The organism is Paraburkholderia sp. GAS38, from assembly GCF_050434965.1.
GTDB classification, from domain to species: domain Bacteria; phylum Pseudomonadota; class Gammaproteobacteria; order Burkholderiales; family Burkholderiaceae; genus Paraburkholderia; species Paraburkholderia phenazinium_A.
On record NZ_JBNDJO010000004.1, the window covers coordinates 415,682 to 439,059 of the forward strand.

The 23,378-nt window shown below is 64.0% G+C and carries 26 protein-coding genes; 16 read left to right on the forward strand and 10 right to left on the reverse strand.

Annotated features, from left to right (window positions below; translation table 11 throughout):
• Window positions 1-12: 12 nt before the first annotated feature.
• From sctJ to P3T42_RS12275, 3 genes are all read right to left on the reverse strand, one after another.
• Window positions 13-840 (reverse strand): type III secretion system inner membrane ring lipoprotein SctJ, encoded by an 828-nt coding sequence (sctJ, locus tag P3T42_RS12265; protein ID WP_429306183.1) that lies wholly within the window; start codon window positions 838-840, stop codon window positions 13-15.
• A 76-nt stretch (window positions 841-916) separates the two neighbouring features.
• Window positions 917-1,312 carry a type III secretion protein HrpB2 gene (locus P3T42_RS12270; protein WP_074295058.1) on the reverse strand — a complete coding sequence of 132 codons (396 nt, stop codon included), beginning with the start codon at window positions 1,310-1,312 and terminating at the stop codon, window positions 917-919.
• Between the two features lie 37 nt (window positions 1,313-1,349).
• Window positions 1,350-1,928: an HrpB1 family type III secretion system apparatus protein gene (locus tag P3T42_RS12275; RefSeq protein ID WP_429306184.1), complete on the reverse strand. Its 579-nt coding sequence runs from the start codon at window positions 1,926-1,928 to the stop codon at window positions 1,350-1,352.
• Window positions 1,929-2,295: 367 nt separating this feature from the next.
• On the opposite strand from P3T42_RS12275, the gene sctU reads away from it, so the two are divergent.
• The 10 genes from sctU (at window position 2,296) to P3T42_RS12325 (ending at window position 11,441) form a co-directional block, all read left to right on the forward strand.
• The gene (gene sctU / locus P3T42_RS12280; RefSeq protein WP_074295055.1) at window positions 2,296-3,393 is read left to right on the forward strand and encodes a type III secretion system export apparatus subunit SctU; all 1,098 of its coding nucleotides are present in this window, start codon (window positions 2,296-2,298) and stop codon (window positions 3,391-3,393) included.
• 84 nt (window positions 3,394-3,477) lie between these two features.
• Complete coding sequence (gene sctV, locus P3T42_RS12285; RefSeq protein WP_429306185.1) at window positions 3,478-5,586, forward strand: type III secretion system export apparatus subunit SctV; 2,109 nt, start codon at window positions 3,478-3,480, stop codon at window positions 5,584-5,586.
• A gap of 13 nt (window positions 5,587-5,599) precedes the next feature.
• The gene (sctP, locus tag P3T42_RS12290) at window positions 5,600-6,367 is read left to right on the forward strand and encodes a type III secretion system protein SctP (RefSeq protein WP_429306186.1); all 768 of its coding nucleotides are present in this window, start codon (window positions 5,600-5,602) and stop codon (window positions 6,365-6,367) included.
• 593 nt (window positions 6,368-6,960) lie between these two features.
• Window positions 6,961-7,893 carry a type III secretion system cytoplasmic ring protein SctQ gene (gene sctQ, locus P3T42_RS12295; protein ID WP_429306302.1) on the forward strand — a complete coding sequence of 311 codons (933 nt, stop codon included), beginning with the start codon at window positions 6,961-6,963 and terminating at the stop codon, window positions 7,891-7,893.
• Window positions 7,877-8,527, forward strand: a complete 651-nt coding sequence (gene sctR / locus P3T42_RS12300; RefSeq protein WP_429306187.1) for a type III secretion system export apparatus subunit SctR — start codon at window positions 7,877-7,879, stop codon at window positions 8,525-8,527. Before sctQ ends, sctR begins: the two co-directional genes overlap by 17 nt.
• Window positions 8,528-8,540: 13 nt before the next feature.
• Window positions 8,541-8,804 (forward strand): type III secretion system export apparatus subunit SctS, encoded by a 264-nt coding sequence (gene sctS / locus P3T42_RS12305; RefSeq protein WP_074295048.1) that lies wholly within the window; start codon window positions 8,541-8,543, stop codon window positions 8,802-8,804.
• 40 nt (window positions 8,805-8,844) lie between these two features.
• Complete coding sequence (locus tag P3T42_RS12310; RefSeq protein WP_429306188.1) at window positions 8,845-9,855, forward strand: hypothetical protein; 1,011 nt, start codon at window positions 8,845-8,847, stop codon at window positions 9,853-9,855.
• Window positions 9,856-10,010: 155 nt separating this feature from the next.
• A complete protein-coding gene (locus tag P3T42_RS12315) occupies window positions 10,011-10,346 on the forward strand; it encodes an ArsR/SmtB family transcription factor (protein ID WP_429306189.1) in 336 nt (111 codons plus the stop codon).
• A complete protein-coding gene (locus P3T42_RS12320) occupies window positions 10,343-10,870 on the forward strand; it encodes an SRPBCC family protein (protein ID WP_429306190.1) in 528 nt (175 codons plus the stop codon). The genes P3T42_RS12315 and P3T42_RS12320 overlap by 4 nt, the downstream gene beginning before the upstream one ends.
• Window positions 10,871-10,967: 97 nt before the next feature.
• A complete protein-coding gene (locus P3T42_RS12325) occupies window positions 10,968-11,441 on the forward strand; it encodes a DUF1801 domain-containing protein (RefSeq protein WP_429306191.1) in 474 nt (157 codons plus the stop codon).
• 93 nt (window positions 11,442-11,534) lie between these two features.
• On the opposite strand, the gene P3T42_RS12330 is transcribed toward P3T42_RS12325, so the two are convergent.
• The 5 genes from P3T42_RS12330 to P3T42_RS12350 form a co-directional block, all read right to left on the reverse strand.
• A complete protein-coding gene (locus P3T42_RS12330; protein WP_429306192.1) occupies window positions 11,535-12,569 on the reverse strand; it encodes an NAD(P)-dependent alcohol dehydrogenase in 1,035 nt (344 codons plus the stop codon).
• A gap of 129 nt (window positions 12,570-12,698) precedes the next feature.
• On the reverse strand, window positions 12,699-13,667 hold the full coding sequence (locus P3T42_RS12335) for a sugar-binding transcriptional regulator (protein ID WP_253190029.1): 969 nt from the start codon (window positions 13,665-13,667) through the stop codon (window positions 12,699-12,701).
• A gap of 73 nt (window positions 13,668-13,740) precedes the next feature.
• Window positions 13,741-14,601 carry a carbohydrate ABC transporter permease gene (locus P3T42_RS12340; RefSeq protein WP_083640449.1) on the reverse strand — a complete coding sequence of 287 codons (861 nt, stop codon included), beginning with the start codon at window positions 14,599-14,601 and terminating at the stop codon, window positions 13,741-13,743.
• 20 nt (window positions 14,602-14,621) lie between these two features.
• Window positions 14,622-15,560 (reverse strand): carbohydrate ABC transporter permease, encoded by a 939-nt coding sequence (locus P3T42_RS12345; RefSeq protein WP_171991612.1) that lies wholly within the window; start codon window positions 15,558-15,560, stop codon window positions 14,622-14,624.
• Window positions 15,561-15,665: 105 nt separating this feature from the next.
• On the reverse strand, window positions 15,666-17,018 hold the full coding sequence (locus tag P3T42_RS12350; RefSeq protein ID WP_429306193.1) for an ABC transporter substrate-binding protein: 1,353 nt from the start codon (window positions 17,016-17,018) through the stop codon (window positions 15,666-15,668).
• 306 nt (window positions 17,019-17,324) lie between these two features.
• Here P3T42_RS12350 and P3T42_RS12355 point away from each other — a divergent pair, with 306 nt between their 5' ends.
• A complete protein-coding gene (locus tag P3T42_RS12355) occupies window positions 17,325-18,449 on the forward strand; it encodes an ABC transporter ATP-binding protein (RefSeq protein ID WP_429306194.1) in 1,125 nt (374 codons plus the stop codon).
• Between the two features lie 53 nt (window positions 18,450-18,502).
• Here P3T42_RS12355 and P3T42_RS12360 read toward each other — a convergent pair whose 3' ends face one another.
• Complete coding sequence (locus tag P3T42_RS12360) at window positions 18,503-19,072, reverse strand: thioesterase family protein (RefSeq protein ID WP_429306195.1); 570 nt, start codon at window positions 19,070-19,072, stop codon at window positions 18,503-18,505.
• A 273-nt stretch (window positions 19,073-19,345) separates the two neighbouring features.
• Between P3T42_RS12360 and P3T42_RS12365 the strand changes: the two genes are divergently transcribed.
• From P3T42_RS12365 to P3T42_RS12380, 4 genes are all read left to right on the forward strand, one after another.
• A complete protein-coding gene (locus P3T42_RS12365; RefSeq protein WP_429306196.1) occupies window positions 19,346-20,629 on the forward strand; it encodes a type III secretion protein in 1,284 nt (427 codons plus the stop codon).
• A 66-nt stretch (window positions 20,630-20,695) separates the two neighbouring features.
• A complete protein-coding gene (locus P3T42_RS12370) occupies window positions 20,696-20,944 on the forward strand; it encodes a type III secretion protein (protein WP_074295034.1) in 249 nt (82 codons plus the stop codon).
• 148 nt (window positions 20,945-21,092) lie between these two features.
• Window positions 21,093-21,260, forward strand: coding sequence for a hypothetical protein (locus P3T42_RS12375; RefSeq protein WP_171991560.1), 168 nt, complete (start codon window positions 21,093-21,095; stop codon window positions 21,258-21,260).
• Between the two features lie 120 nt (window positions 21,261-21,380).
• Complete coding sequence (locus P3T42_RS12380) at window positions 21,381-21,836, forward strand: CesT family type III secretion system chaperone (protein WP_074295033.1); 456 nt, start codon at window positions 21,381-21,383, stop codon at window positions 21,834-21,836.
• Between the two features lie 41 nt (window positions 21,837-21,877).
• On the opposite strand, the gene P3T42_RS12385 is transcribed toward P3T42_RS12380, so the two are convergent.
• Window positions 21,878-22,420 carry a hypothetical protein gene (locus P3T42_RS12385; protein ID WP_429306197.1) on the reverse strand — a complete coding sequence of 181 codons (543 nt, stop codon included), beginning with the start codon at window positions 22,418-22,420 and terminating at the stop codon, window positions 21,878-21,880.
• A 270-nt stretch (window positions 22,421-22,690) separates the two neighbouring features.
• On the opposite strand from P3T42_RS12385, the gene P3T42_RS12390 reads away from it, so the two are divergent.
• Window positions 22,691-23,314 (forward strand): GNAT family N-acetyltransferase, encoded by a 624-nt coding sequence (locus tag P3T42_RS12390; RefSeq protein ID WP_429306198.1) that lies wholly within the window; start codon window positions 22,691-22,693, stop codon window positions 23,312-23,314.
• Window positions 23,315-23,378: the final 64 nt, after the last annotated feature.

The window sequence follows — 23,378 nt, forward strand, 5'->3', positions numbered from 1 at the left end:
GTGCATGAAGACTCAACTGGCCGGACGCAAGCGTCGCAAGCGCGCGAGCAGCCCACCGAAGCGGCCCGTCTCGGCCTCACCATCCGCACCGCTCGTCGCGCCGCTTTGCACCCGTCCCGCCAACACACCGCGCTTCGCCAACACCAGCAGCGCGGTAGCCACCAGCACTGTGGCGCCGGCCAGTACACCCAACAGCCATCCCGGCATGCCGTTCGACTGCGGCAGTTGCGACAATTCCACCGGATCCGCGGCGACCGCAGTCACACTGACCTCGTCGTAGGTGAGCCCTTCGACGCTATGCATGACCAGCGTCTTGATCTGCGGCACCAGCGCGCCGATATCGGAGTCCGGACGGTACTTGATAAACACAGCCGCCGACGAAGGCTTGATGGTCTGCGCCAGCGGGTCGTTATTCGGCAGTACGATCTGTACACGCGCCACCAGCACGCCGTCGATCTTCGACAGGGTCGACGAAAGCTCCTGCGACATCCCGTAGATGAAGCGCACGCGCTCCTCGGTCGGCGTCGAGACGAGGCCGTCCTTCTTGAACAGGTCGCCGAGATCATCGAACTTGTTATGCGGCAGGCCACGCGCGCGCAGCACTTCCATGGCGCGCACAAGCTGGCTGTCGTCCACATCGAGCGACCAGGTCTTGCCGGCGTCCGACGTGTCTTTGGTCGCGTCGACGCCGCGTTCGAGCAGCGCCACCACCATTTCGTTGACGTCCTGTTCGGACAGATTGCCGTATAGCTCTTTCTTGCAGCCGGCGAGCAGCACGCATAGCGCCAGCACGCACAGCAAAGGTGCGCTGCGGCGGCGAATCGGCGTTCGGTCTGACATGGCTAAGCCTCGCGATTCATCGCATGAAGGACACCGGCGCGGCGTCCCTGACAACGGTCGTTGGGTAACGACAACCTTATTGGTTCTTCATCAGCGTTTCGATGGCCGACTTCGACGAATCGACCACGCCCATCTTCGCTTCCAGATCGAGCTGCGTGCTGGCGAGCTCAAGCGTCATGCGGATGGTGCCCGCGCTCATCTCGTTCATCGTCAGCGTCGGCGCGCGCTGTGCGAGGTCGAGCGCATCGTTCACCGTCTGCTGCAATTCCGCGTCCTGCGAAGCAACCAGCTTCGAGGCGACCGCCGTGCCGTCGTCCTGCGGCGCCGCGGGCGCGCTCATCGGCGCCTTCTGCATCAGCGACTGGAACTTGTCGGCCAGTTGCGTGGGCGCTTGTGCGCCAGGCGCCGCCGCCCCTTGCGACATCTGTTCGAGCGAGGCTTGTAGCGCCGACGCGTTGACGTTGACGGTCATGTGCGACTCCGTGACGAGTGGAAAAACGTGCAGCGCCTCAGGCGCGCAGAAACGACGCGTGCGGAATCGGCGCAGCCACCGGCGCCGACGCGATTGCCACTGCTGGCTCGGCGCTCTCGGTTTCCGCGTTGAATTCGGCCAGCGCCTCGCATGAAGCCGGCGTCACGAACTGGCCACCGTTACGCTTGACGCGCATGGCGTTGAGCAGGTCTTCACGCGCTTCGAGTGCACGCACAAGGGCCTGGGTATCGCGGCTGGGATTGATTTCCATGGCTTCGGTAGCGCACTGCTTCCAGTCCGGATCGCCCTTCGCGGAGAGGCAGAACGCCAGCAGCGCCTTGGCGTAACCGAAGCGCGGCGCATTCTCGCCCACCTGGCGCAGCACGTGAATGGCGTCGTCCCAATGGCCGCGCACCATATGCAGGATGCCGTCGAGCGTATCGATCTCGGTCACGCGCGGACGCAGCACGCGCAGCGCGTCGAGCACCAGTTCGATGTCGTAGGGATCGGCCGAGACTTTCGGGAAGTTGCTGAGCAAGGCAGTCGAGACGGTTTCGATCAGCCCGCCGATGACATTGGGGCTGCAATTCATGTATTCCGGCGTGCTGACGGTCATGGCGACTCACTCCTGGGGAGAGACGTTGAAAACGGCCACGCCACGCGCGGCCGGTCACGAAGGATGCGTCAAACATAGCAACAGGCGCCGCGGCATACGCTGTGCGATGCGAAGCAAGCGCACCGCAAGCGAAGCCGCAGCGGCGCTTGCACAGCGGGCCCATAGCGCCACCAACGGTAAGCGTCTCCAGGCGTCTGCCTGCCTCGCGGGCTTCGCAAGGCATGCGACAGCTTCGCTTCGAGCCTCATGCGGCTTGAGCGTGAGCGCTATCGTCGGGCGAGCGTTGCGTTTGCGCAGTGCCTCAGTGCTTCAATGCCTCAGTGCAGATGTCCCCGCCCCCTGCCGCCCCTTCCAGCCGAGCCGACGCATGAGCGACGAAAAGACCGAAGAACCCACAGACAAAAAGCTCAAGGACGCGCGCAAGGAAGGCCAGGTCTCGCGCAGTAGCGACCTGACCGACTCGATCTCGATGCTGGCGGTAGTCGTCCTGCTGGTGGGCGGCGCCAGCCGCTTCAGCGATGCGATGCGTGCCGTCGTGAACACGGCCATGGGTTTTGTCGACGGCGACCATTCGCTCACCAACATGAATACGCAGCTCTACCGGCTCGGCGGCGTGGCGCTCTCCGCCATCGTGCCGTGCGTTTGCGTGGCCGCACTGGCCGCGGTCGCAGGTTCGCTGGGCCAGGTGGGCATCCAGATCGCCACCAAGCCGGTCACGCCCGATCCGAAGGCCGTCAGTCCGGCGGCGGGCCTGAAGCGCATCTTCTCGGTGCGCACCTTGATCGAGTGCGCCAAGATGGTCGTCAAGGCGGCGATCATTTTTTGCGTGATGTGGGAGTCGATCAAATGGCTGTTCCCGCTGATCGTCGGCTCGCTTTACCAGCCCTTGCCGGGTCTCGTGCGGATGTTCTGGGACATCCTGCTCAAGCTGTTCATGGTGGCGGCAGCGGTGTTCGTGCTGGTCGGCGCGGCCGACGTCAAGCTGCAGAGCTTCATGTTCCTCAAGAAGATGAAGATGAGCAAGGACGAAGTCAAACGCGAGCACAAGAACCAGGAGGGCGACCCGCGCATCAAGGGCGAACGGCGCCGGCTCGCCCGCGAACTCGCCACCGCACCGCCGCAGGCGAAGGTGGGCATGGCGAACATGATGGTGGTCAACCCGACGCACTATGCGGTCGCCGTGCGCTATGCGCCCGACGAGCATCCGCTGCCTCGCGTGATCGCCAAGGGCATGGACGAGCAGGCGGCGCATTTGCGGCACGCGGCGCGCGACGCCGGTGTGCCGATCATCGGCAATCCGCCGGTGGCTCGCGCGCTTTATAAGGTCGGCGTCGATCAGCCGATTCCCGAGGAACTGTTCGAGACGGTCGCCGCGATTCTGCGCTGGGTGGAGGCGATTGGCGCGCGGCGCGATGACGGCGTCGCTTCTGAGCAACCGTACGACCCGCCGCAGATGCTCCATTAGCGTGGTCTTTTGACTCGCATTGATTCGCGCGTTGTTTCGCGCATTGACCCGTTTAACCAGGCATTCCGACATGAGAACCGATCCATGCTCAAGACGCTGAAACTCCCCGCAGGCGGTGAAGTCGGGATCGTGGCGCTGATCGTCGCGATCATCTCGCTGATGATCCTGCCGCTGCCGCCCGCGCTGATCGATATTCTGCTCGGCGTGAACATCACTATCAGCGTGACCTTGCTGATGGTGACCATGTATGTACCCGACGTGGTCTCGCTCTCCGCTTTCCCCTCGCTGCTGCTGTTCACGACGCTGTACCGGCTGTCGCTGAACATCGCCTCCACCAAGTCGATTCTGCTGCATGCCGAGGCCGGTCATATCATCGAAAGCTTCGGCGAACTGGTGGTGGGCGGCAATCTCGTGGTGGGCCTTGTGGTGTTCGTGATCATCACGACGGTGCAGTTCATCGTGATTGCGAAGGGCTCGGAGCGGGTGGCCGAAGTCGGCGCACGCTTTACGCTCGACGCGTTGCCCGGCAAGCAGATGAGTATCGACGCCGATCTGCGCGCCAATCTGCTGACCGCCGAAGAAGCGCGCCGCAAGCGCGCCACGCTCGCGGTGGAAAGCCAGTTGCACGGCGGCATGGACGGTGCGATGAAGTTCGTCAAGGGCGACGCGGTCGCGGGTCTCATCATCACGATGATCAATATCGTGGCGGGCATCGCCGTGGGCGTCGCCTATCACGGCATGAGCGCGGGCGACGCGGCCAACCGCTTCTCGATCCTCTCGGTCGGCGACGCGATGGTGTCGCAGATTCCCTCGCTGCTGCTGTCGGTGGCGGCCGGCGTGATGATCACCCGTGTCGCGGACGAGCGCCAGACCAAACAAGGCTCGCTCGGCGACGAAATCGGCCGGCAGCTCGGTTCCAGTTCGCGCGCGCTCTATTTCGCGGCGGTGTTGCTGCTGGGCTTCGCTGCGGTACCGGGCTTTCCGGCCGCGCTGTTCGTGCTGCTGTCCGGCACCCTCGCCTTTACCGCCTACCGGTTGAACGCCAAAAAACCGCAGCAGCAAAGCCACGAACGCGAGTCGCTGCACGCCATGCAGCGCTCGGGCTCGAAGATCGACGTGCCCGCCATCCTCGCCCGCGCGCCGCAGTTCACCTGCCCGCTTGGCGTGCGCATTGCACCGGACCTGGTGGCGCGGCTCACCATGCCCGCGCTCGACAAGTCGTTCGAAACCGAACGGGCGCGCCTGCAGGAAGAGCTCGGACTGCCGTTCCCCGGCATCACGATGTGGAGCTATGCCGCCTTGCCGGCTGCAACCTGCGAGATCCTCGTGCATGACGTGCCGCAGCTTGCTATTGAGTTGCCCGTCGGCAAGGTGATGCTGCCCGAGGCGGCGCGGATGGGGCAATCAAGCGCGGCGGCAGCCGCCGTCACGAGCGAGGACAACACCGCGCTCGCGACGCTGCTCGCACAAAGCGAGGAACGCGCGCCCATCGACGCCAGCGGGGCGCCCACACATTGGCTCGAAGAACGCGCCGTACCCGCGAAAACGCCGGTATGGCGTGCCGAACAGGTGATTGCGCATGCGTCTGTTGCGCTGATGCGCCGGCACGCGCCGCTCTTTCTGGGCATCCAGGAAGTGCAGTGGATTCTCGACCAGCTCGCGAGCGACTACCCCGGCCTCGTCGCCGAGGTACAGAAGGTACTGCCGCCGCAACGGATTGCCGACGTGCTGCGCCGTCTGCTCGAAGAACAGATCTCGATTCGCAACGTCCGCACCATCATGGAAAGCCTGATTACGTGGGGTCCTAAAGAAAAGGACATGCTGATGCTAACCGAGTACGTGCGCGGCGACCTGTCGCGCTTTCTGGCGCATCGCGCCGCGCGCGGCGAGCGCACGCTTTCCGCGGTCCTGTTCGACATGCCGGTCGAACAGCATATTCGCCAGGCCATCAAGCAAACGCCCACCGGCAATTTTCTCGCGCTGCCGCCGGACGAAGCGACGCTGCTGATCGACAAGATCCAGTCGTTCGTCGGCATGGCGCCGCGCGACGGCGTAGCGCTGGTGACCTCGATGGATATCCGCCGCTATGTGCGCCGGATGATCGAAGCACGGCTGGGCTGGCTCGCTGTCTATTCGTACCAGGAACTCGGCGAGCACGTCGAACTGCAGCCGCTCGGCCGCGTGTCGATCTAAGGCCGAGGCGACCATGACGCATATCGAGGCACGCCATCTCCGCATCATTCCAGGCCAAGGCGAGGGCTATGAGGACGCGTCCGATGACACAGCGGCACCGGCGGGCAGCGGCCGTGGACGTCAGTTTGACTACGCGTCGCTGCTGGGACGACGCCGTGCGCCGCATCGTCTGAGCAGTGGCGCCAACACCCATGCCGGCGCGCATGCGCAAGCCGATGGCGACGCCGGCGCTGGCGCTGGCGCTGACGGTGACAAACCCTCTCAGGATGACGCAGGCACAGGGACACCCCAGGCACCCCGCCCGTTCGAACGGGAACCCGGCGCGGATCACGACACGCCATGGGACAACGGGAATAGCCACGCTTCGGCCCGCACGTCCGCCCATGCAGCCGACGACGCCGGCGAATCCGCCGAGCGTCAGGCACTGCGCGCACGCGTCGCCGGTGCGGCGATGCCGGTCGTGTCGGCGGTCTACCAGCAGCAGCAACGCTGCATCCAGTTGCTGGGTTCGCTTGCGCGCGAGATTGGCGCGTTCTGCAGCGAGCGTGCGATTGCCGACGCAGGCAACTGGGAAGTGCAGTTACCGCTCGATCAGAAGCTGCTGCCGCAGACCACCTTGTATCTGTCGCTTTCGCGTTTCAGGCTCCAGCTTCGGTTCGACGCACCGGATACGGCGGCGCGGCAATTACTCTTGGACCATAGCAGCTTGCTCGAGAGAGAGCTCGACACGATGCTGCGCGCGTGGGGCGAAGCCCGCGAAATCGAACTCACTGTCTGGTGACTGACTCCCAACGCATGGCCCATCCGCTAGCCGAACCGAGGACCGCTGACGCCGTGCGCACCGATGCGCAGGGACGCGCTGCGCATGGCGTGCCGGAGGGGACGGATGCTGGCACGGGTCACGCTGTGAATCCGATCGGTGGACGGCTCGCAGCCGCTAGTGCAAAGCGTGTGCAGGACGACGGTTTGCAGCGGCACAGCGAAGCGTCGAATCAAGCGGCCCGGCCGGGGCCGTCTGGGCCGTCTGCGATTGAGCAAGACATCGCGCCGCTGCGGCCGCGTGCCATCGAACGCGCGGCCGCCCGCATCACGCGCAGTGTCTGCGATACACGGCTTGCGATGCGCGCCGCCGCACTGTGCGCGGTCACAGCGTTACGCGTTGAGGTAACGGACGCGCAGTCAGTGGATTCAGCCTACGCCGACCCGGCCGTGGTCGAACTCTCGGTTGCGCTGCCGGTCGGCACAGCGAGTGCGGCGTTACAAGTGGCGCTGGATCTGCAGGCGTATCCGGCGCTCGCCATCGCCGCGTGGCCCGAACGCGATGTGCCGCCGCAAGGCAATGGGCAATCTGCAGGCGCCCCGGCGGCGCCCATGATGACAAGCAGCTCGGCGGATGTCGCACTCCGCAATGCGGTGGCTGGCGTGGTGCTGGAACCGTTGCTCGCGCAACTGCTTCGCTTCGGCGTCAAGGACCCACGCGTGATAGCTGTGCGGCGGCGGCGTTTGAGCGAAGGGCCACGCAGCATGCCACGCGAGTCCCGTCACGAACCCACGCAAGCACTGCATCGCGATTCGCCTACCCAAACGCCCGTTGTAGCGTTGTCGTTCATGCATGAGACCCGACGCTTCGACCTGGCCATCCGTGCCGACTCGCGCTGCTACGACCTGCTCGACACGCTGCTGCATGCGCAGACGGGCACGGAGACCAGCGTCATTCCCGCGCCGCTGCCGCAGCCCGACCTCGTGATTCCGGGCCGCCTGGTCATCGGCATGAAACCGCTGCCCGTCGAGACGCTCAACGCGCTCGATACCGGCGATGTGCTGCTGCGCGCCCTGTTTCCGTCGTTCGACGCGACGCTGTTCGCAACGGACGATGACCCCTCCCTGCCCCGGTCACGGCTACGCGCCGTCGCCGCGTGGGGCACCCCTGGGCTCACGCGTCTGTGCGCCGCTGTGGAACTCGACGGGCAATCGCTCGTCATCGTCAAGGAGCCGAACATGTCAGAAGAGCTGGACCCGGCGAACGCCGACGCCGGGCTCGCCATCGACCAGCCCGAGGACCCGATCCGTATCGGCGAACTCGAGCTGCCCGTGCAGTTCGAAATCGACACGGTCGCCCTGCCGCTCGCCCAGTTGTCGGCGTTGGGGCCGGGATACGTGGTCGAACTGCCGGTGCCGGTCGCGGACGCGCAACTGCGCCTCGTCGCACACGGACAAACAATCGGCTACGGCGAGCTTGTGACAGTCGGCGAGCATCTTGGCATTCGCATCATTCGCATGGCGCACAGGCATGGTCCAGTTCAGTGATATCACCGGGCTGCTGCTCGTCGTCGTTGCGATCAGCCTGCTGCCCTTCGTCGCCATGGTGGTGACCTCGTACGCCAAGATCGTCGTCGTGCTCGGTCTGCTGCGCAATGCGCTCGGCGTGCAGCAGGTGCCGCCCAACATGGTGCTCAACGGCATCGCGATCCTCGTTTCGGTGTACGTCATGGCGCCGATCGGCATGCTGGCGGCGAAGTCGCTCGAAGGCCAGCAACTCGCCTCGCAGCCATCGCAGACGCTGATCCAGGCATTCGGCGCCGCGCGCGAGCCGTTTCGTGCGTTCCTCGTCAAGCATACGCAGGAGCGCGAAAAGCGCTTCTTCCTGCGCTCGGCCGGCGTGGTATGGCCGAAGGAGCAGGCTGCGGAACTGAAGGAAGACGACCTGATCGTGCTCGCGCCCGCCTTCACGCTGACCGAGATGACCGACGCGTTCAAGATCGGCTTTCTGCTGTACATCGCGTTTATCGTGGTCGATCTGATCATCGCTAACGTGCTGCTTGCGATGGGCCTGAACCAGGTCACGCCCACCAACGTGGCGATTCCGTTCAAGCTGCTGCTGTTCGTCGTGATGGACGGCTGGTCGACGTTGATTCACGGCCTCGTCATGACCTACAAATAGCGAGGCGCGCACCATGGATATCGATTCGCTGATCCGCTACACCACCGAGGGCATGCTGCTATGTCTGACCGTCTCGCTGCCGCCAGTGATCGTCGCGGCGGTGGTCGGCCTTGGTGTGTCGTTCCTGCAGGCGATCACCTCGATGCAGGACCAGACGCTCTCGCATGCCGTCAAACTGATTGCGGTCACGGTCGCCATCGTGATTGCCGCGCCGCTGTCTTGCGCGGCGGTCCTGCACTTCGCCAACGAAATCCTGCAGGCAGCGGTCCCGCTGTGACGCGACGCGTGAGCCACCGGAACCTAGCGAGGCCATCGTCATGAACCGCGTCTCCCACTCGAACGGCAACGAAACCGCTGCAGCCAATGCGCAGCACACCGCCGACGCCCAGCAGAAAAGCGCCAATGCGCAGGGCGCCCGCAACGGTGCGCAATTTGCCGCGTTGTATCGCGGCGCGACCAACTTCACTTACGGGCAGGACGCGCAGCGCGGCCCGTCGGTCAGTTCGGTGCGCGCAAAAAAAATGGCGGATCAACTCGCACGCAAGCGCCGCGCGGCCAAGAAGCAACGTGGCGGCGGCGTAGGATCCGATGACGACGGTCCCGACGACGCCGACGCTCACCACGCCGACAGCCATAGCGTGAACCGCGACGGCCGCGGACGCGGTGGTGGTGGGCAATCGCACGACGACCATGCGGACGAGCACGATTCGTCCGCCGCGCCCGCCATGAAGGTGCGCAAGGACAGCGCCGTGGTGCCGCCGCCTGCCGGCCAGCTCGACGCGATCGCCGCACAGTACGCGCAACCAGGCCAGGAAGCCGCGCGCAATGCGGCGCTGCGCGACGCGTGGTGCGGCGCGATGCTGGATCTGCGCGATCAGTTGGCCGCCAATCCGCACATGCACTTTGCCGCGAACGTGCTTGAACATTCCATGGATCTGCTCGGCGCGCAACAGCGCTTCGGCCGCCTGCCGGCGCTTGGGCTCGCCTCGTTGCGCGATCGCAGTTCCAGCGCTGCCGGCGCCGGCGTGACACGGCTGCCGCCGCCTGAGCGGGTGCAACGCTTCAATCTGCTGTTTCCCTTGTTGTGGCTGCATGCGGATATGCCGTACACGGGATCGCAACGAGCGCGTGCGCTCGATACGCTGGGTTCGGTACGTAGCGGCGTGGTGAGCCGGGCCTTGGCTGGTACTGCGGCCGGCGCCGACGGAACCGCGACGGCGGCCATGTCCTCGTCGCATGGATCCGCCGCGCGGCCAAACGCGGCGGATGGAGCCGCGCCGCAAGCCGCGCTCGCGCCCCGCCAGGCGTTTCCCGGCGGCCGGCGTTAAAGCATCGCTTCTTATGTTCGTGCCGTAATCAGGCGCCTACCCTCCCGCAAGATTGACGAGCCGTGATCCACGAGCCGTGAAAACCGCACGCGCAGCGGCACCGTGTGCATGCCCTTCGCTTGACACGTATATGCCTCATCAGGTATATAAAAACAATGGAATCGACATTCGCGATCATCGCCGAGCCGAACCGCCGCGCCATCCTGAGCCTGCTCGCCTCTGCCGAGCGGTCCGTGGGTGATATCGAGGAGCAGTTAAGCCTTTCGCAGCCCTCGGTTTCGAAACATCTTCGGGTCCTTCGGGAGGCCGGATTCGTGGAGTCGCGCGTCGATGCACAGCGACGTCTCTACCGGATCAGGCCGGAGCCGTTGATGGAAATCGACGCGTGGCTCGCTCCGTTCCGCCAGTTCTGGTCGGTGCACCTCGATGCTCTCGAACGCCACCTCGATCAGATAGATCCTGTACCGCAACGAAAGGGAAGAAAGCGATGAGCAAGCGCGACGAATACCTGCCGGGCCCGGCCGCCGGCGCCGAAGTCCAAAAGGCCGGCGAAAGGTGGACACTCGTGATCGCGCGCGAGTTGCGCCATCCGCCGGAGAAGGTGTGGCAAGCGTTGACCGATCCGGCCAGCTTGCGCGAATGGGCACCGTTCGATGCCGACCGCAGCCTCGCTTCGGTTGGCCCCGTGAGGCTTTCAACGGTCGGCACGCCGGCGCCACAGATTTCGGCTACCCAGGTCACGCGCGCCGAGGCGCCGAAGCTGCTCGAATATCGTTGGGGTGACAACGATATGCGCTGGCAACTTGAGCCGCTCGGTGACGGCACGCGGCTCACGCTGTGGCACAACATCGATCGCGGTTTCATTGCCATGGGCGCCGCCGGCTGGCACATCTGCCTCGATGTGCTCGAGCGGTTCGTGGCAGACGAGCCAATCGGGCGTATCGTCGGTGGTGAAGCCATGAAATTCGGCTGGCCGCGGTTGAACGACGAGTATACGAAGCAGTTTGGGCTTTGAGTTTCGGCGCGCGGCGAAGCAAGTTGCCCGCGCGCGGGCAGCATGAAAGGCTCGTTGCGAAATCTAAAAAAACGTCGGGAAGTTTCAGGAGGAGAACATGAACAAGTCCGCTTCGAACGAGAATCGGTCGGCATCCGAACTGATCGATCAACGCATCGCCGATCTCGCCGACTGGCGCGGCGCAACCTTGAGCCGGATGCGCGAGCTCATCAAGGACGCGGACCCCGACGTCGTGGAAGAGTGGAAATGGATGGGCACGCCCGTGTGGTCGCACGATGGGATCATCTGCACCGGTGAGTCGTATAAAGCAGTGGTAAAGCTGACTTTCGCCAAAGGCGCTTCGCTGAAGGACCCGTCGAAGCTATTCAACTCGAGCCTCGACGGGAACACACGGCGTGCGATCGACATTCATGAAGGCGAAGAAGTCGATGCGAGGGCTTTCAAGACGCTTGTCCGCGCGGCGATTGATCTGAATGCATCCGCTGTCGCGGCGAAGTCAAAGGCGAAGGCGAAGGCGAAGGCGAAGGCGAAGGCGAAGGCGAAGCCAGCGCGAGTGAAAAAGGCGACCTAGCCAGTTTGCGTAATTTAAGCCGCATCACCGACGCGTGCCTCGGTGTTCAACCGCCCTCCAACACGAACCCCACGGCACGCGCACGCCCCTCACTCACTCCATAATAATCTGCACCTTCACGTCCGTAGGCTTGCCGCTGGCCGCTTCCTCGAAAGCCTTGATCCCATCCGCGAACGCGAACGAGCGTGAAATGAACGGCTTGATATCGAGCCGTCCCGACGCGATCAACTGGATCGCACGCGGGAACATGTTGGCATAGCGGAACACCGACTCGATCCGCACTTCCTTGATCTGAACCGCAACAATATCGATCGGCACCGCGTGTTGCGGCATGCCCACCAGCACGAGGCAGCCACCCGGACACAGCAGATCGACGATGCCCTCGAATGCTTTTTCGTTGCCACTGGCTTCGAAGACAACGTTCGCGCCCCACCCTTCCGTCAGCTCGGCAACCACCTCCTTCGGTTTCCGATCACGGATATTGACCGCCGTCACGCCCTGCACGTTGCCGATCAGTTCAAGCTTCTCCGGCACCATGTCACAAACGATCGCGCGGCTGCACCCACCGGCGAGCGCCGCAAGCGCGCACATCATGCCAATCGTCCCCGCGCCCAGAATGACGGCTACGTCCCCCGGTTTTATCTTCGCCTTCGTTGCGGCCTGCATGCCGATCGCCAAAGGCTCGACAATCGCGCCCTCCGCGAAGCTGACGTTGTCCGGCAGCTTGAAAGTGAACGCAGCGGGATGCACGACGAACGGCGTGAGGCATCCGTGCACCGGCGGCGTCGCCCAGAAGCGCACGCTCGGGTCCAGGTTATACATGCCCTCGCGCGACGCCCGCGACGCCATGTCCGGTACGCCCGGCTCCATGCAGACACGATCGCCCACCTTCAGGTGCGTCACTTCCTCGCCGACCTGGATCACCGTGCCGGCCGCTTCGTGTCCGAGCACCATCGGCTCATTGACGACGAACGGCCCAATGCGGCCATGCTGATAATAATGAATGTCGCTGCCGCAAATACCGACCGTGTTGATGCGAATGCGCACGTCGCGCGCACCCACCACCTGCGGCAAGGTGAACGGGCGCAAGCTGATACGGCGCGCTTCTTCGAGAACCAGTGCTTCCATGATTGAAGCCCTCTGCTAGGGGATAAACGGAATGAAATCGGTCGGCCTGAAAACCGCCGTATGCTGCAAGGCTTACACCGTTAGAGAAGTTCGAGTCGTCGCGATTCCACTCCAGGGATCATCGTTTCATCAAGGTTCTTCGCAGAGACGGCGAGCGGTGTCTTCGTCGGTCACGAGTACCGACGGATAACGTCCGCGCAATGCCGCTCGCGTCACTGCAAACTTTTTGGCGCCGCCGCTCACCAGAATCACCCGCTGAATCGTGCGCAGATCTTCGAGCGAAATCGCAACCGTGCGGCGATTCAGGGGATGGTCGATCGCCTCGCCGTCCGCGTCCATGAAGTGACCGAGCATGTCGCCTACCGCCCCCGCCTTCTGCAATGCTTTCACCTGTTCCGGATCGTTGATGCCATAAGTCACCACCAGCGACTCGGTCAGGTCGCCGCAGGTCAGCAGAACCAGGTCCGATTGACGCGCCCGCTCATAGGTCTCGCGCACGGCGTCTTCCTGCAGCAGGACGTCGCGCACCGCCTGACTGCTCACATAGATCGGTGCGGGAAACAGGAAACCGTCCGCCTGACACAGGTTGGCAAAGTCGGACACAATGTCGAACGTGTTGATGCTCGGGCAATGCGAGAGGCCGCCTTGCAACGACACCGCCGAAAGCGAGCCATACGATCGTTGCGGCAAGGCGCGCAGCACGGCGCGGATCGTACGCCCCCAACCGAGTCCGATGGTCTGTCCCGTTTCGATCTGTCCTGCCAGGTAATTTGCCGCGCCAATGCCGATCGCGGCCATGTTGGCGTCCGTGTCCGCGCCCGACGGCACCACAACCGCGGCCTCGAGCCCAAAACGTTTGACCAGTGTCTCTTCCAATGCGACACAGGGCGTGAGACGGCTATTGATGGTGATCTGCACCATCCCCGATTCGCGACTCGCGGCGAGCAGCCGGTTGACCCGCACCCGATTGCTGCCGATCAGCTGCGCGATTTCCTGTTGCGTCAGATTGCCTATGTAGTAATGCCATGCGACGCGCGCCTGCAACTCCTCTTCGGTGTCGACCGAGGATTCGGCAAGCGACGTGGCAGCGGATGGCATGGATTTATTCATATGTATGATGGGTTTGAATGTGCACAACCCGATAGTAGTTCACCACCCCGTGCTCCACCTTTCATTTCACTGCGCCCATCGTGAGCCCCTGGACCAGCCGGCCCGAGACAGCCAGCGCGAACACCACCATCGGCAACACAATCAGCGTGCCGGTGGCCATGATTTCGCCCCAGGGTAACTCATAGCCGCTCATGTAACTGGTTGCGGCGACCGGTGACGTAATGGCGTCGGTGCGGGTCAGCACCAGCGCGTACAGCAGGTCGTTCCACGAAAAGATAAATGCAAAGATTGCGGACACAACGATTCCCGGCATCGCCAGCGGCAGGTTGATGCGCCAGAACACACGCCACGCGGAGGCGCCGTCCAGACGCGCGGCCTCGTCGAGTTCGACCGGAATGTTGCGGAACTGATCGGTGCAGATCCAGACGACAATGGGCAGCGAAAACGTCAGGTACAGCAGGATCAGCACGGTATGCGTATCCACGATGTCGAGCTTCGTTGCGATCAGGAAGAACGGCACGGCCAGCACGACGGGGCTGACCATGCGGTTTGAGATGAACCAGAACCACAGGTCTTCCTTGCCGCGAAACTCGAAACGCGCGAGCGCATAGGCTGCCGGTGTGCCGAGCAGGATCGCCAGAAACGTCGTGCTACTTGCCACGATCAGTGAGTTCAACAGGCTTTGCGCCACGTCGTGCTGGAACAGCGCGTCGGTGTAGTGCGCGAGCGTCGGTGTGAAGAACCAGACCGGCGGCATGGCGAGCGCGTCGGCCTGGCTCTTCAGGCTCGTCGTCACCATCCAGTAGAACGGAAACACCGAAGAAAGAAATACGATCAGCAAGCCGATCGCATGCCACACCGTCGCGCGGCGCCGCGCGTTCTTCGCGCGGCGAGCGCGCGGCGATAGCGGCAAAGCTTGCATGCTGGTGTCCGTTGTCGTGCTCACACGGCCTCCCGATAGACAAAACGAATATAGAGCCGCGACAGCACAATGGTCAGGATCAGCAGCAAGACCGCCTGGGCCGACGCCATGCCCTGATCGAACAGGCGGAACGCGATGCGCTGGATGTAGATGCTGATGAACTCGGTCGCCGTGCCGGGTCCGCCGCGTGTCATGGTGAATACGGCGTCGAACATCTTGAGCATGTCGGCCGAACGCAGAATCAGGATCGCGGTAAGCCCCGGCAGCAGGTAGGGACGCTGCAGATGCCAGAGAATCTTGCTCCACTTCGGCGTTTCGAGCCGAGCGGCTTCTTCCGCTTCCTTCGGCACCATCGCCAGACCCGCGAGCAGGATCAGCGCGCAGAACGGCGTCCATTGCCAGATGTCCATGATCATCACGGACACGAACGCGAGCGTGGGGTCGGCGAGCCAGTCGAGCGGCGGAATGCCGAACAGGCCCAGCAGATAGTTGACCACACCGAACTGGCGGTTGAAGATCAGGCGTCCGATCAAGCCGACCACGGCGTAGGTGGTCGCCATCGGAATCACGAGACCGACGCGCGCCGCGACACGCAGCCAAGGCAGCGCCGTACGATGCAACATCAAGGCGGCAAACAGCCCCAACGCAATTTCAATCGGCAAGGTCAGGCAGAGGAAGCACACGGTACGACCGAGCGCCCCCCAGAACGACGGATCGGACAGCGTGGCGATGTAGTTGTCGAAGCCGACAAACGGCGTACCCGCTGCGACGTCCGCGAGCTTGTACAGATGGAACGAGTTATAAAGCGCGAGCAGCAACGGGTAGATGCCGATGATCGCCAGCGCCGCGACAGCGGGAAACAGGAACCAGAACGCGGGCGAGCGCGGCACGAAGCGAGAGCGCTTGGGCCGCCGCGGGCGCATTGCGCCGCTCGCCGGTGGTACCGTGGTGTTCAGCATGAATCGTCTCCGCGGGGGGGCTTACTTCAACTTCGACGTCAACTCCAACTTCGACTTCAACTTCAACGAGCGAGGCAGCACACAGGCTGCCTCGCCCACGCGGGTTTACTTCAGCAAAGGTTTCTTGCCATCGTAATAGCCCGCTTTCTGCAGGATTTCTTCCGTCTTGGTGCCGATGGTCTGCGCACCGTCCTTCACGGAGACCTGACCGAGCATGATCTTGCTACCCCACTCGCCGATCACTTCAGACACTGCCGGCCATTCCGGGAAACGCGGCCGATAGTCGGGCACACCGCCCTGCCACGACTCCACCATCGGCTTCACGAACGGATACTTGCTCTGAATCGCCGGGTCCTTGTAGACCGACATGCGCCCGCTCACGCCACCTGCCTCCAGATACGGCTTTGCCATGGCTTGCGAGGTGATCCACTGAATAAAGAGCCACGACGCCGCCTGCTTCTTCGCGTCCGACTTGGCATTCACCGCCAGCGAGAAACCACCCAGCGCGGGCTTGAGTCCGGCGGGACCCTTCGGTTCGGTGGAGATGGCGAGACAGTTGCCGATCTTCGACTTGCTCGGATCGGTCAGCGTCGGATAGAACGCGGACCACTCGGTGATCATCGCGACCTGCCCCTGCGCCAGCGCATTCACGGCCTCGGCGTGGTCGTAATCGACGATGCCCGGCGGCATGTACTTCATCAGCTTCTGCCGATATTCGAGCCCGGCCTGCGATTGCGGCGACATCAGGTTCGACTTGAACTTCGCATCGAGCAAGGAGCCGCCGTTGGGCCACAGCATGCGCATGAAGCTGTCAGCCGATTGCGTTTCGCCACGGCGCGACTGCAGCGCGAACGCGAACTGGTTCTTGTCGGGCTTGGTGAGCTTCGGTGCGTAGACGTTGAGCAACTCGTCCCAGGTCTTCGGCGGCTGGTCGAAACCTGCGTCCTTCAACATGCACTTGTTGTAGAACATCAGGCCCGAGTAGTTATCGAACGGCAGACCGTAGGTAGTCTTGTCCCACGTGCCGAACGAATCGAGCAGGATCGGGAAAAAGTCCCCCAGATTGAGATTGGGGTCGGCCAGTTTCGGGTTGTCGGTAAAGGTCTTGATGGGAACGAGCCACTTGTTGCTCGCAAACTCGCCAATCCACACCACGTCTACCAGCACGATGTCCTGGGCGCCGCCGCCTACGAAGTTGAGTACCTCCTTTTCACGGGTGTTCTCGTAGGGGACCACTTCCGTGTGCACCTTGATGCCGGTCTCTTTCTCGAACTGCGGGATGAGCGCCGACGCAGCCTTGTAGCCTGGCCGGTCGAGAAAGATGGCGCTGATGGTGGTGCCCGAATACGGCGCGGCGGCCTCCTTGAGCGTCCAGGCGGACGCATTGGACACCGAAAGGAATGATGCGGTGACGCCCAGCAGCGCGAACGCCGCGGCCTGCGCGTAGTGCTTCTTCATGCCTGTCTCCTAAGCATTTCTTCTTAAAGGGGCTCACAGCGGACGCGGCCGGCTGAGCCGTTCAAGCGTGCAGACGGACCCGACCGGCTGCCGGCTCCTTGCACACCCCTGCTTCGTATTTCACCCGCACCGACCAGCTTCGTTTCACTTGTAATTCGGCAATTACAATTGTATATTTGGACCCGAACTGGTTGTCAAGAACAAATTCGATAAAGGGTGCATGCTGCGTTGCAAGGCGAAGTTGCGCACAAAACCCGTTACCTGGCTCGCGTCGAGCGAAGGCACGAGCCTCAGCTGGAGACAAGCATGAGTGCAGTTCAGTTGCAGCAGATCCGCAAGACGTTTGCCGGAACGGAGGTGTTGAAGAGCGTCGACATCTCGGTGACCGATCGTGAATTCATGGTGTTCGTCGGCCCGTCGGGCTGCGGCAAATCCACGCTGCTTCGCACCATTGCCGGACTGGAACGCAGCGATTCAGGGCAAGTCCTGATCGGCGACGAAGACGTCACCGAACTCGAACCGTCGCAACGCGGCGTGGCGATGGTATTCCAGTCTTATGCGCTGTATCCGCATATGTCGGTCTACGAGAACATTGCATTCGGACTGCGAATGATCAAGCTGCCTGAAGCGCAGATCAAGGAGCGCGTGCAGCGTGCAGCGCAGATCCTGCAGATCGAGCAACTGCTCGAGCGCAAACCCCGGGCGCTATCCGGCGGGCAACGCCAGCGCGTTGCAATCGGGCGTTCCATCGTGCGCGAACCCAAGGTGTTTCTGTTCGACGAACCCCTGTCCAATCTCGACGCCGCATTGCGTGTGCAGATGCGGCTCGAGTTGATCAAGCTGCACAAGCAGCTTAATGCAACCATGATCTACGTCACGCACGATCAGACGGAAGCCATGACCATGGCGGATCGCATCGTCGTGTTGAACAACGGCAAGGTCGAGCAGATCGGCTCGCCGCTCGAGTTATACCGGACACCCATGAACCGTTTCGTGGCGGGATTCATCGGTTCGCCAAAGATGAATTTTCTGCCCGTGAAGGTGCAGCGCGCCGACGCGGAAGGCCTGACCATCGGCTTGCCTGGCGGCGCTCCGATTACGTTGCCGTTCAGCGCAGCGGGCGTGACGGCGGGCGACGCGCTGACCCTCGGCATTCGCCCGGAGCATCTGTCCGAAACGGTGGTGAACGACATGCAGGGGACGCTATCGGGCACGGTGATGGTGGTCGAGCATCTCGGCGGCGAGACCTTGCTGCACGTGAGCCTCGAAGGCGGCGCCGTGATTCAGGTGAAGGGCTCAGGAGAGTCGACCACAACCGACGGGCAAGCGGTGGATGCCGGCTTCGCGCTGCGTCACGTGCATCTTTTCCGCGACAATGGCGAGGCCGTGGAGCGTCTTCTGACGGTGCCGCAAACTGCTGCGACGGCCTGAAGAAATCGCGGCCGGCGCATGACAGTGCCATGCGCCGGCCAGCGGCCCCGCACTTACTGCTCTACGACAGTCTCCTTCTCTCTATCCGAAGAAGACGACGACGGAAACGCCATACCGCCTTCCGCCTCGCTCCAGCGTGCGACCCATTCGGGCAACGCTGGCGACGGCTGCTCGATTCCGGCCAGCCCGATCAACTCGGCGGTCGTCACAACGCCGCCACTTCGCTTCAGAAAGCGGGCGCGGACCACAGCCAACGCGACTTGCGTCTCGCCGCGCACGAAACCTTGTTCGATGAAGATGTGCTTTTCGTCCCATCCGATAACACGGGTTTCGACGTTATAACGATTGCCGAGCTCAAGCGAGCGGTGAAAGCGGATCGTTTCCAGCGTGACGACGGGATACCAGCGTTGTGCCTTCAGGTGCTTCCACAGGCCGCTGCGCATCATCAGATCGACGCGCGCCAGATCGAGGATCGTCAGGTAACGGCCGTTGTTCATATGCAACAACACGTCGAGGTCGTTCAACCAGACGCGAAACGGCGTGACGCAGGTATCGAGCACGTGCAGCCGGCTGCGGCGGGGACTGGTCAAAACCAGACACAACAAACGAAGTAGCAGACTCATGCGCAAGAAAACCCAGTGATGGAGACGCACCGCAAGCGGCGCGCAAACGTGCATGGTAGCCGCGACGATGCGATCCGGGACCGATAGATGGGGGCAAATCCGTAGAACACTAGCTCGAATGGCGCGCCATGCCGTGCTGCGGGGGAACCGCGCGGCTTCGCATCGCACGCGCCGCCTTCGCATCCCTGCGCGAACGCCTGCTTTCAAACGCCTACATTAGGGACGATCGAGCCGGCGAGTCCGGAACCCTTCCCATCACCCTGTGCGAGCACGATGAAACTGCTGCGGATACTGACGGGCGTCCACGCGGGAGCGCAATTGCAGCTCACGCCGGGGACGCACCGCATCGGCGCGGACGACGATGCCGACATCCGCCTCGCCGACTGGCGCGGTGCGGATACGCTGCTGCATGTCGATGCGAGCGGCGTGGTGAGCGCGCAGCGCCTCGCGCCGGGCCACGGCACCGCGCAGGAGACTCAACACGCAGAACGTGCACAGCAGGCATCCGGCGCGCCTCGCAGTCCGGCCGCTCAGGAAGAAGTGGTGTTGCTGGTCGATTTCGTGCCCATGCAGTTCGACGACACGATCCTGTGCGTCGGCGCCGACGATGCGGCATGGCCCTCCGACCTCGACCTGCTGTCGACGCTCCTCACCCGCCCCGCCGAGGCCCGTTTCGCGGCCGAGCGCAAGAAGCGCCACCGCTATGTGGGCGCGGTCGCAGCCTGCTTCGCGCTCGGGGCGGTGATTGTCGCCGTGTCGCTCCTGACCACCACGCAGATGAGCCGTGCGGCCCTGCCGCACAATGCCGACGACCGCGCGCAACGGGTCGGCGAAGCGCTCGCTGCTGCCCATGTGAGCGGCCTGCACGCGCATGCGCTCGGCAACACCGTGGTGGTGACGGGCATGGTGGCGACGCCCGCCGACGACCAGGCCGTGCGGACCCTGCTCGACCGCATTTCGGAGAACGGCATCTCGCGCAACTACGACGTCGCGCAAAACGACGCGCGCAGTATCGAGGACTCGCTGGGGATTGCGGGCGCGCACGTCGAATATCAGGGCGACGGCACCTTTGCCGTGACCGGCAAGGTCGGCAGCCGCACCGATCTCGACGCCGCATTGGCGCGCGTGCGGGCCGACCTGGATGGCAATGTCAAGGGCATCGTGGTGCAGGCGTCCGAAAGCGCCGGCACCGTGGATGCACCCAATGAAGCGTCGTACTCCGAAATGATTTCCTCGGACGACGTCAAATACGCCGAAACGCCTGACGGGGTCAAACATATCTACGCGGTCGATCCGCCCGCCGGCGCCTCGGATAGCGAGGCGGCCAATGCCATCACCGCCACCAGCGCGACCGGCCCGAACGCCACCCCGAGCGGCAGCGCGAATGCCAACGGCAGCGCTGCCGCCACCGGCGTGACGCACGCCGCCAGCACAACCAGCCCCGTCGACAACGACACCATCAGCCGCAGCGCCGACGCCGGCGTGCCGCTGCCCGACCCCGCCACCTTGCCGGCCGCCGCACCGCCGCCCCAGCGGCAGCGCGGTCCCGCCGGCTGACGCAGGCAACCCGGCGAGCCTTTGACCGAACCTTCCAGCGCGCCATCCTCAACTCAGGAGATCGACATGTACGAGCAACTCGAACCTTACGGCAGCGACTTCAACGATTTGCCGAAGACCCTGGCCGACCCCGCGGGCGCCCCGCGCATCGAAGCAATCCGCCATGCGCTCGACAAGACGGCGCAGCAGATCAGCGAAACGCAGGGCGCCAACGACCTCGACCGCAACAATCTCGCGAAGCTGTATCGCGGCTTTCTGGCCGCGTCGCGCGTGCTCGCGCGGCTTCAGGAAAAACAGGGCGCCGCGCTGGCTTGACGCCGCGCCCTGCCGGCGCGGGGCACCGACCGTTCGTGCCTCGCCCGGTCAACGCGCTAGCCGCGCCGGTATGCCATCAAAGCAGCCGGCGCAGCAGCAGGTCTCGATGTAGGCCACTCCTTTCGTTCCACACCCACTGGAGGTTCTCATGTCCGTAGGAAGCGCAGGCTCGATGATGCAAGGTCTCACCAGCGAGATGGATCAGATGACCGAGATGTCGGCTCAGATGCAAGTCGAGCAGAGCATGTATGCATCGGTATCCGACATCGCGAAGAGCGGTGCCAGCAACGTCAAGAGCGCCGCGCAAGGCAGCTAAGCGGCCTTAGCCCGGCCGGCCGTCGCCGCGCGCTTGCGCACGGTGGCGCGCCGCCGTCGCGGCCGGTGCGTGTCCCGTGCACGCATCGGCTGCCTGTCACTGCGTTATTGAGGTCGAGGCATGAGCAGTGAGCGCTATACCAACCTGATTGTCGATCTGTGCGCGACCGTCGGTCTCGGCGACGCCGACCACGTGCTGCGCACGCGTTCGATCGAAGTCGAAGGCTTCGACGTGCGGCTCGATTACTTCGAGCGCGACATCGACGCGATGTACGCGAATTTCCACTTCGGCACGGTGACGGCCGGGCGCACGCTCGTCGTGTTCCGCCTGATGCTCGAAGCCAATCTGCTGATCTATGCGCAGGATCAGGCGCAACTGGGACTCGACACCGACACTGGCGGCGTCGTGCTGGTCCTGCGCCTGCCGTTCGCGGACGAGCTCAACGGCGAGGCGCTCGCCGATCTGCTCGCGCACTACGCCGAACACGGCCGCTACTGGCGGCAAAACATCGTGGAATCGAGCGACGAAATGTTCGAAGGGGTCGCGTCCGGCGAGTTCTTCTGGCTGAGGGCTTGATTAGAGCTTGAGAGCTTGAGCGCCTAACCGCGGTTGAACGCTCAACCGCCCTTGGCGGCGTTTTCGACATTCTGTGCGCCCTGCTCCGCGATCTTGGCAATCTCGCTGGCCTCCGCTTCCTCGACTTGCATGATCGAACCGACCACGCTCATGCCAGCCGACACAAGTCCGGCACCCGCCTGCGCCAGGCCGCCGACGCCCCCCGTCAACGCCGAGGCATCCTGCAGCAAGCCGCCGAGACGTCCACCGCCCGCCGTGTTGAGCCGCGCCGACGCGTCATGCAGCAGGTTGCCGATACGCCCGCCCACGCTCACTTTCGCGCCGGGACCACCGGGCGTATAGGGCGTGCCGCCGCGCTCGGCGGTCGAGGGCTTCGCCGCGAACGACGCCCGCGCGCCGCCACCCGGAGCCGCACCGCCGCTCTTCAGCGCGTTCAGGCCATTCAGAACGGCGCCGCCTTGCGGGCCGGCCTGCGCGCCGGCCTCGGCGGTTTTGCCGCCCCCCACCGGTGCGGAAGACGGCGTGGCAACATCCGCAAGCGGCGCAACGCCGCTGTGACCGCCGATCGACGGAGATCTCGTCATGGTGCAGGCTCCTGGTTGGACCGCGTATGACCGAAGTGCAACCGGCCGCGCGCGAGGACAATACGACACGCATCCCGTCCGACCATACTGCGGCGCATCCGCACACGCCTGGCGCGGCGCGAAACCGCGTCATCCGGAACGAAGCCACACGTCGAAGGCCCCGCTTCGCGCGTCCGCTTCGCACCCCCGCTCGCCGTTTCGCAAAGCGCCATCCGGCGGACACGGCATCGCGGCACACTACGGGGCAGCCTCGTTAACCGGACCTGAATCATGCGCTTCGTCCCGCTCGACAGAATGGAAACGCCGTATCTGGTGTTGCGCCCACTCGCGCCGGCCGATGCGCCCGCCCTCTTCGACGAGATGCTCGGCGACATCGGCACGATGCGCGATTTGCCGGTGCCCCGCCATCGCAACGTCGAACAAACCGCTGCATTTATCGACGAAGCGCTGCGCGGCTGGCAGGACGGCACGCTGATCCGCTATGCGCTCGAGTGCAAGGAGACCGGCCGCCTCACCGCGCTGATCGAACTGAAACCGGCGTTGCCGCGTATCGAGGTGGGCGTCGTCATCAGCCGGCTCGGCGGCGCGCGGCGGCGGCGCGCGGGCGTGCTCGCGCTGCAGGATCTGCTCGACTGGCTGATCGAACAGCCGGGCGTCTACCGGCTGTTCGCATGCTGCGCCGTCGACGGCGCCGCGCACAGCAGCATGGGGCGGCTCGGCTTCGTTCAGGAAGCACTCCTGATGAATCACGAACCGCGCCCCAACCGCGGCCTGCTGGCCGACAACAGCTACCTGTACGCCCGCACGCGCCCGGTGCCCACCTTGCCCGAGCCGCCCAACGAGGGCGTCGCCTGGTTGCGCACGACACTTCAATGGAGCCTCGAAAACGCATAAACCCCGCACCGCAGCAAACGCCCTGCTGTCCCGATAGATGAAGAAGTGTTCCAGATTCAAGCAA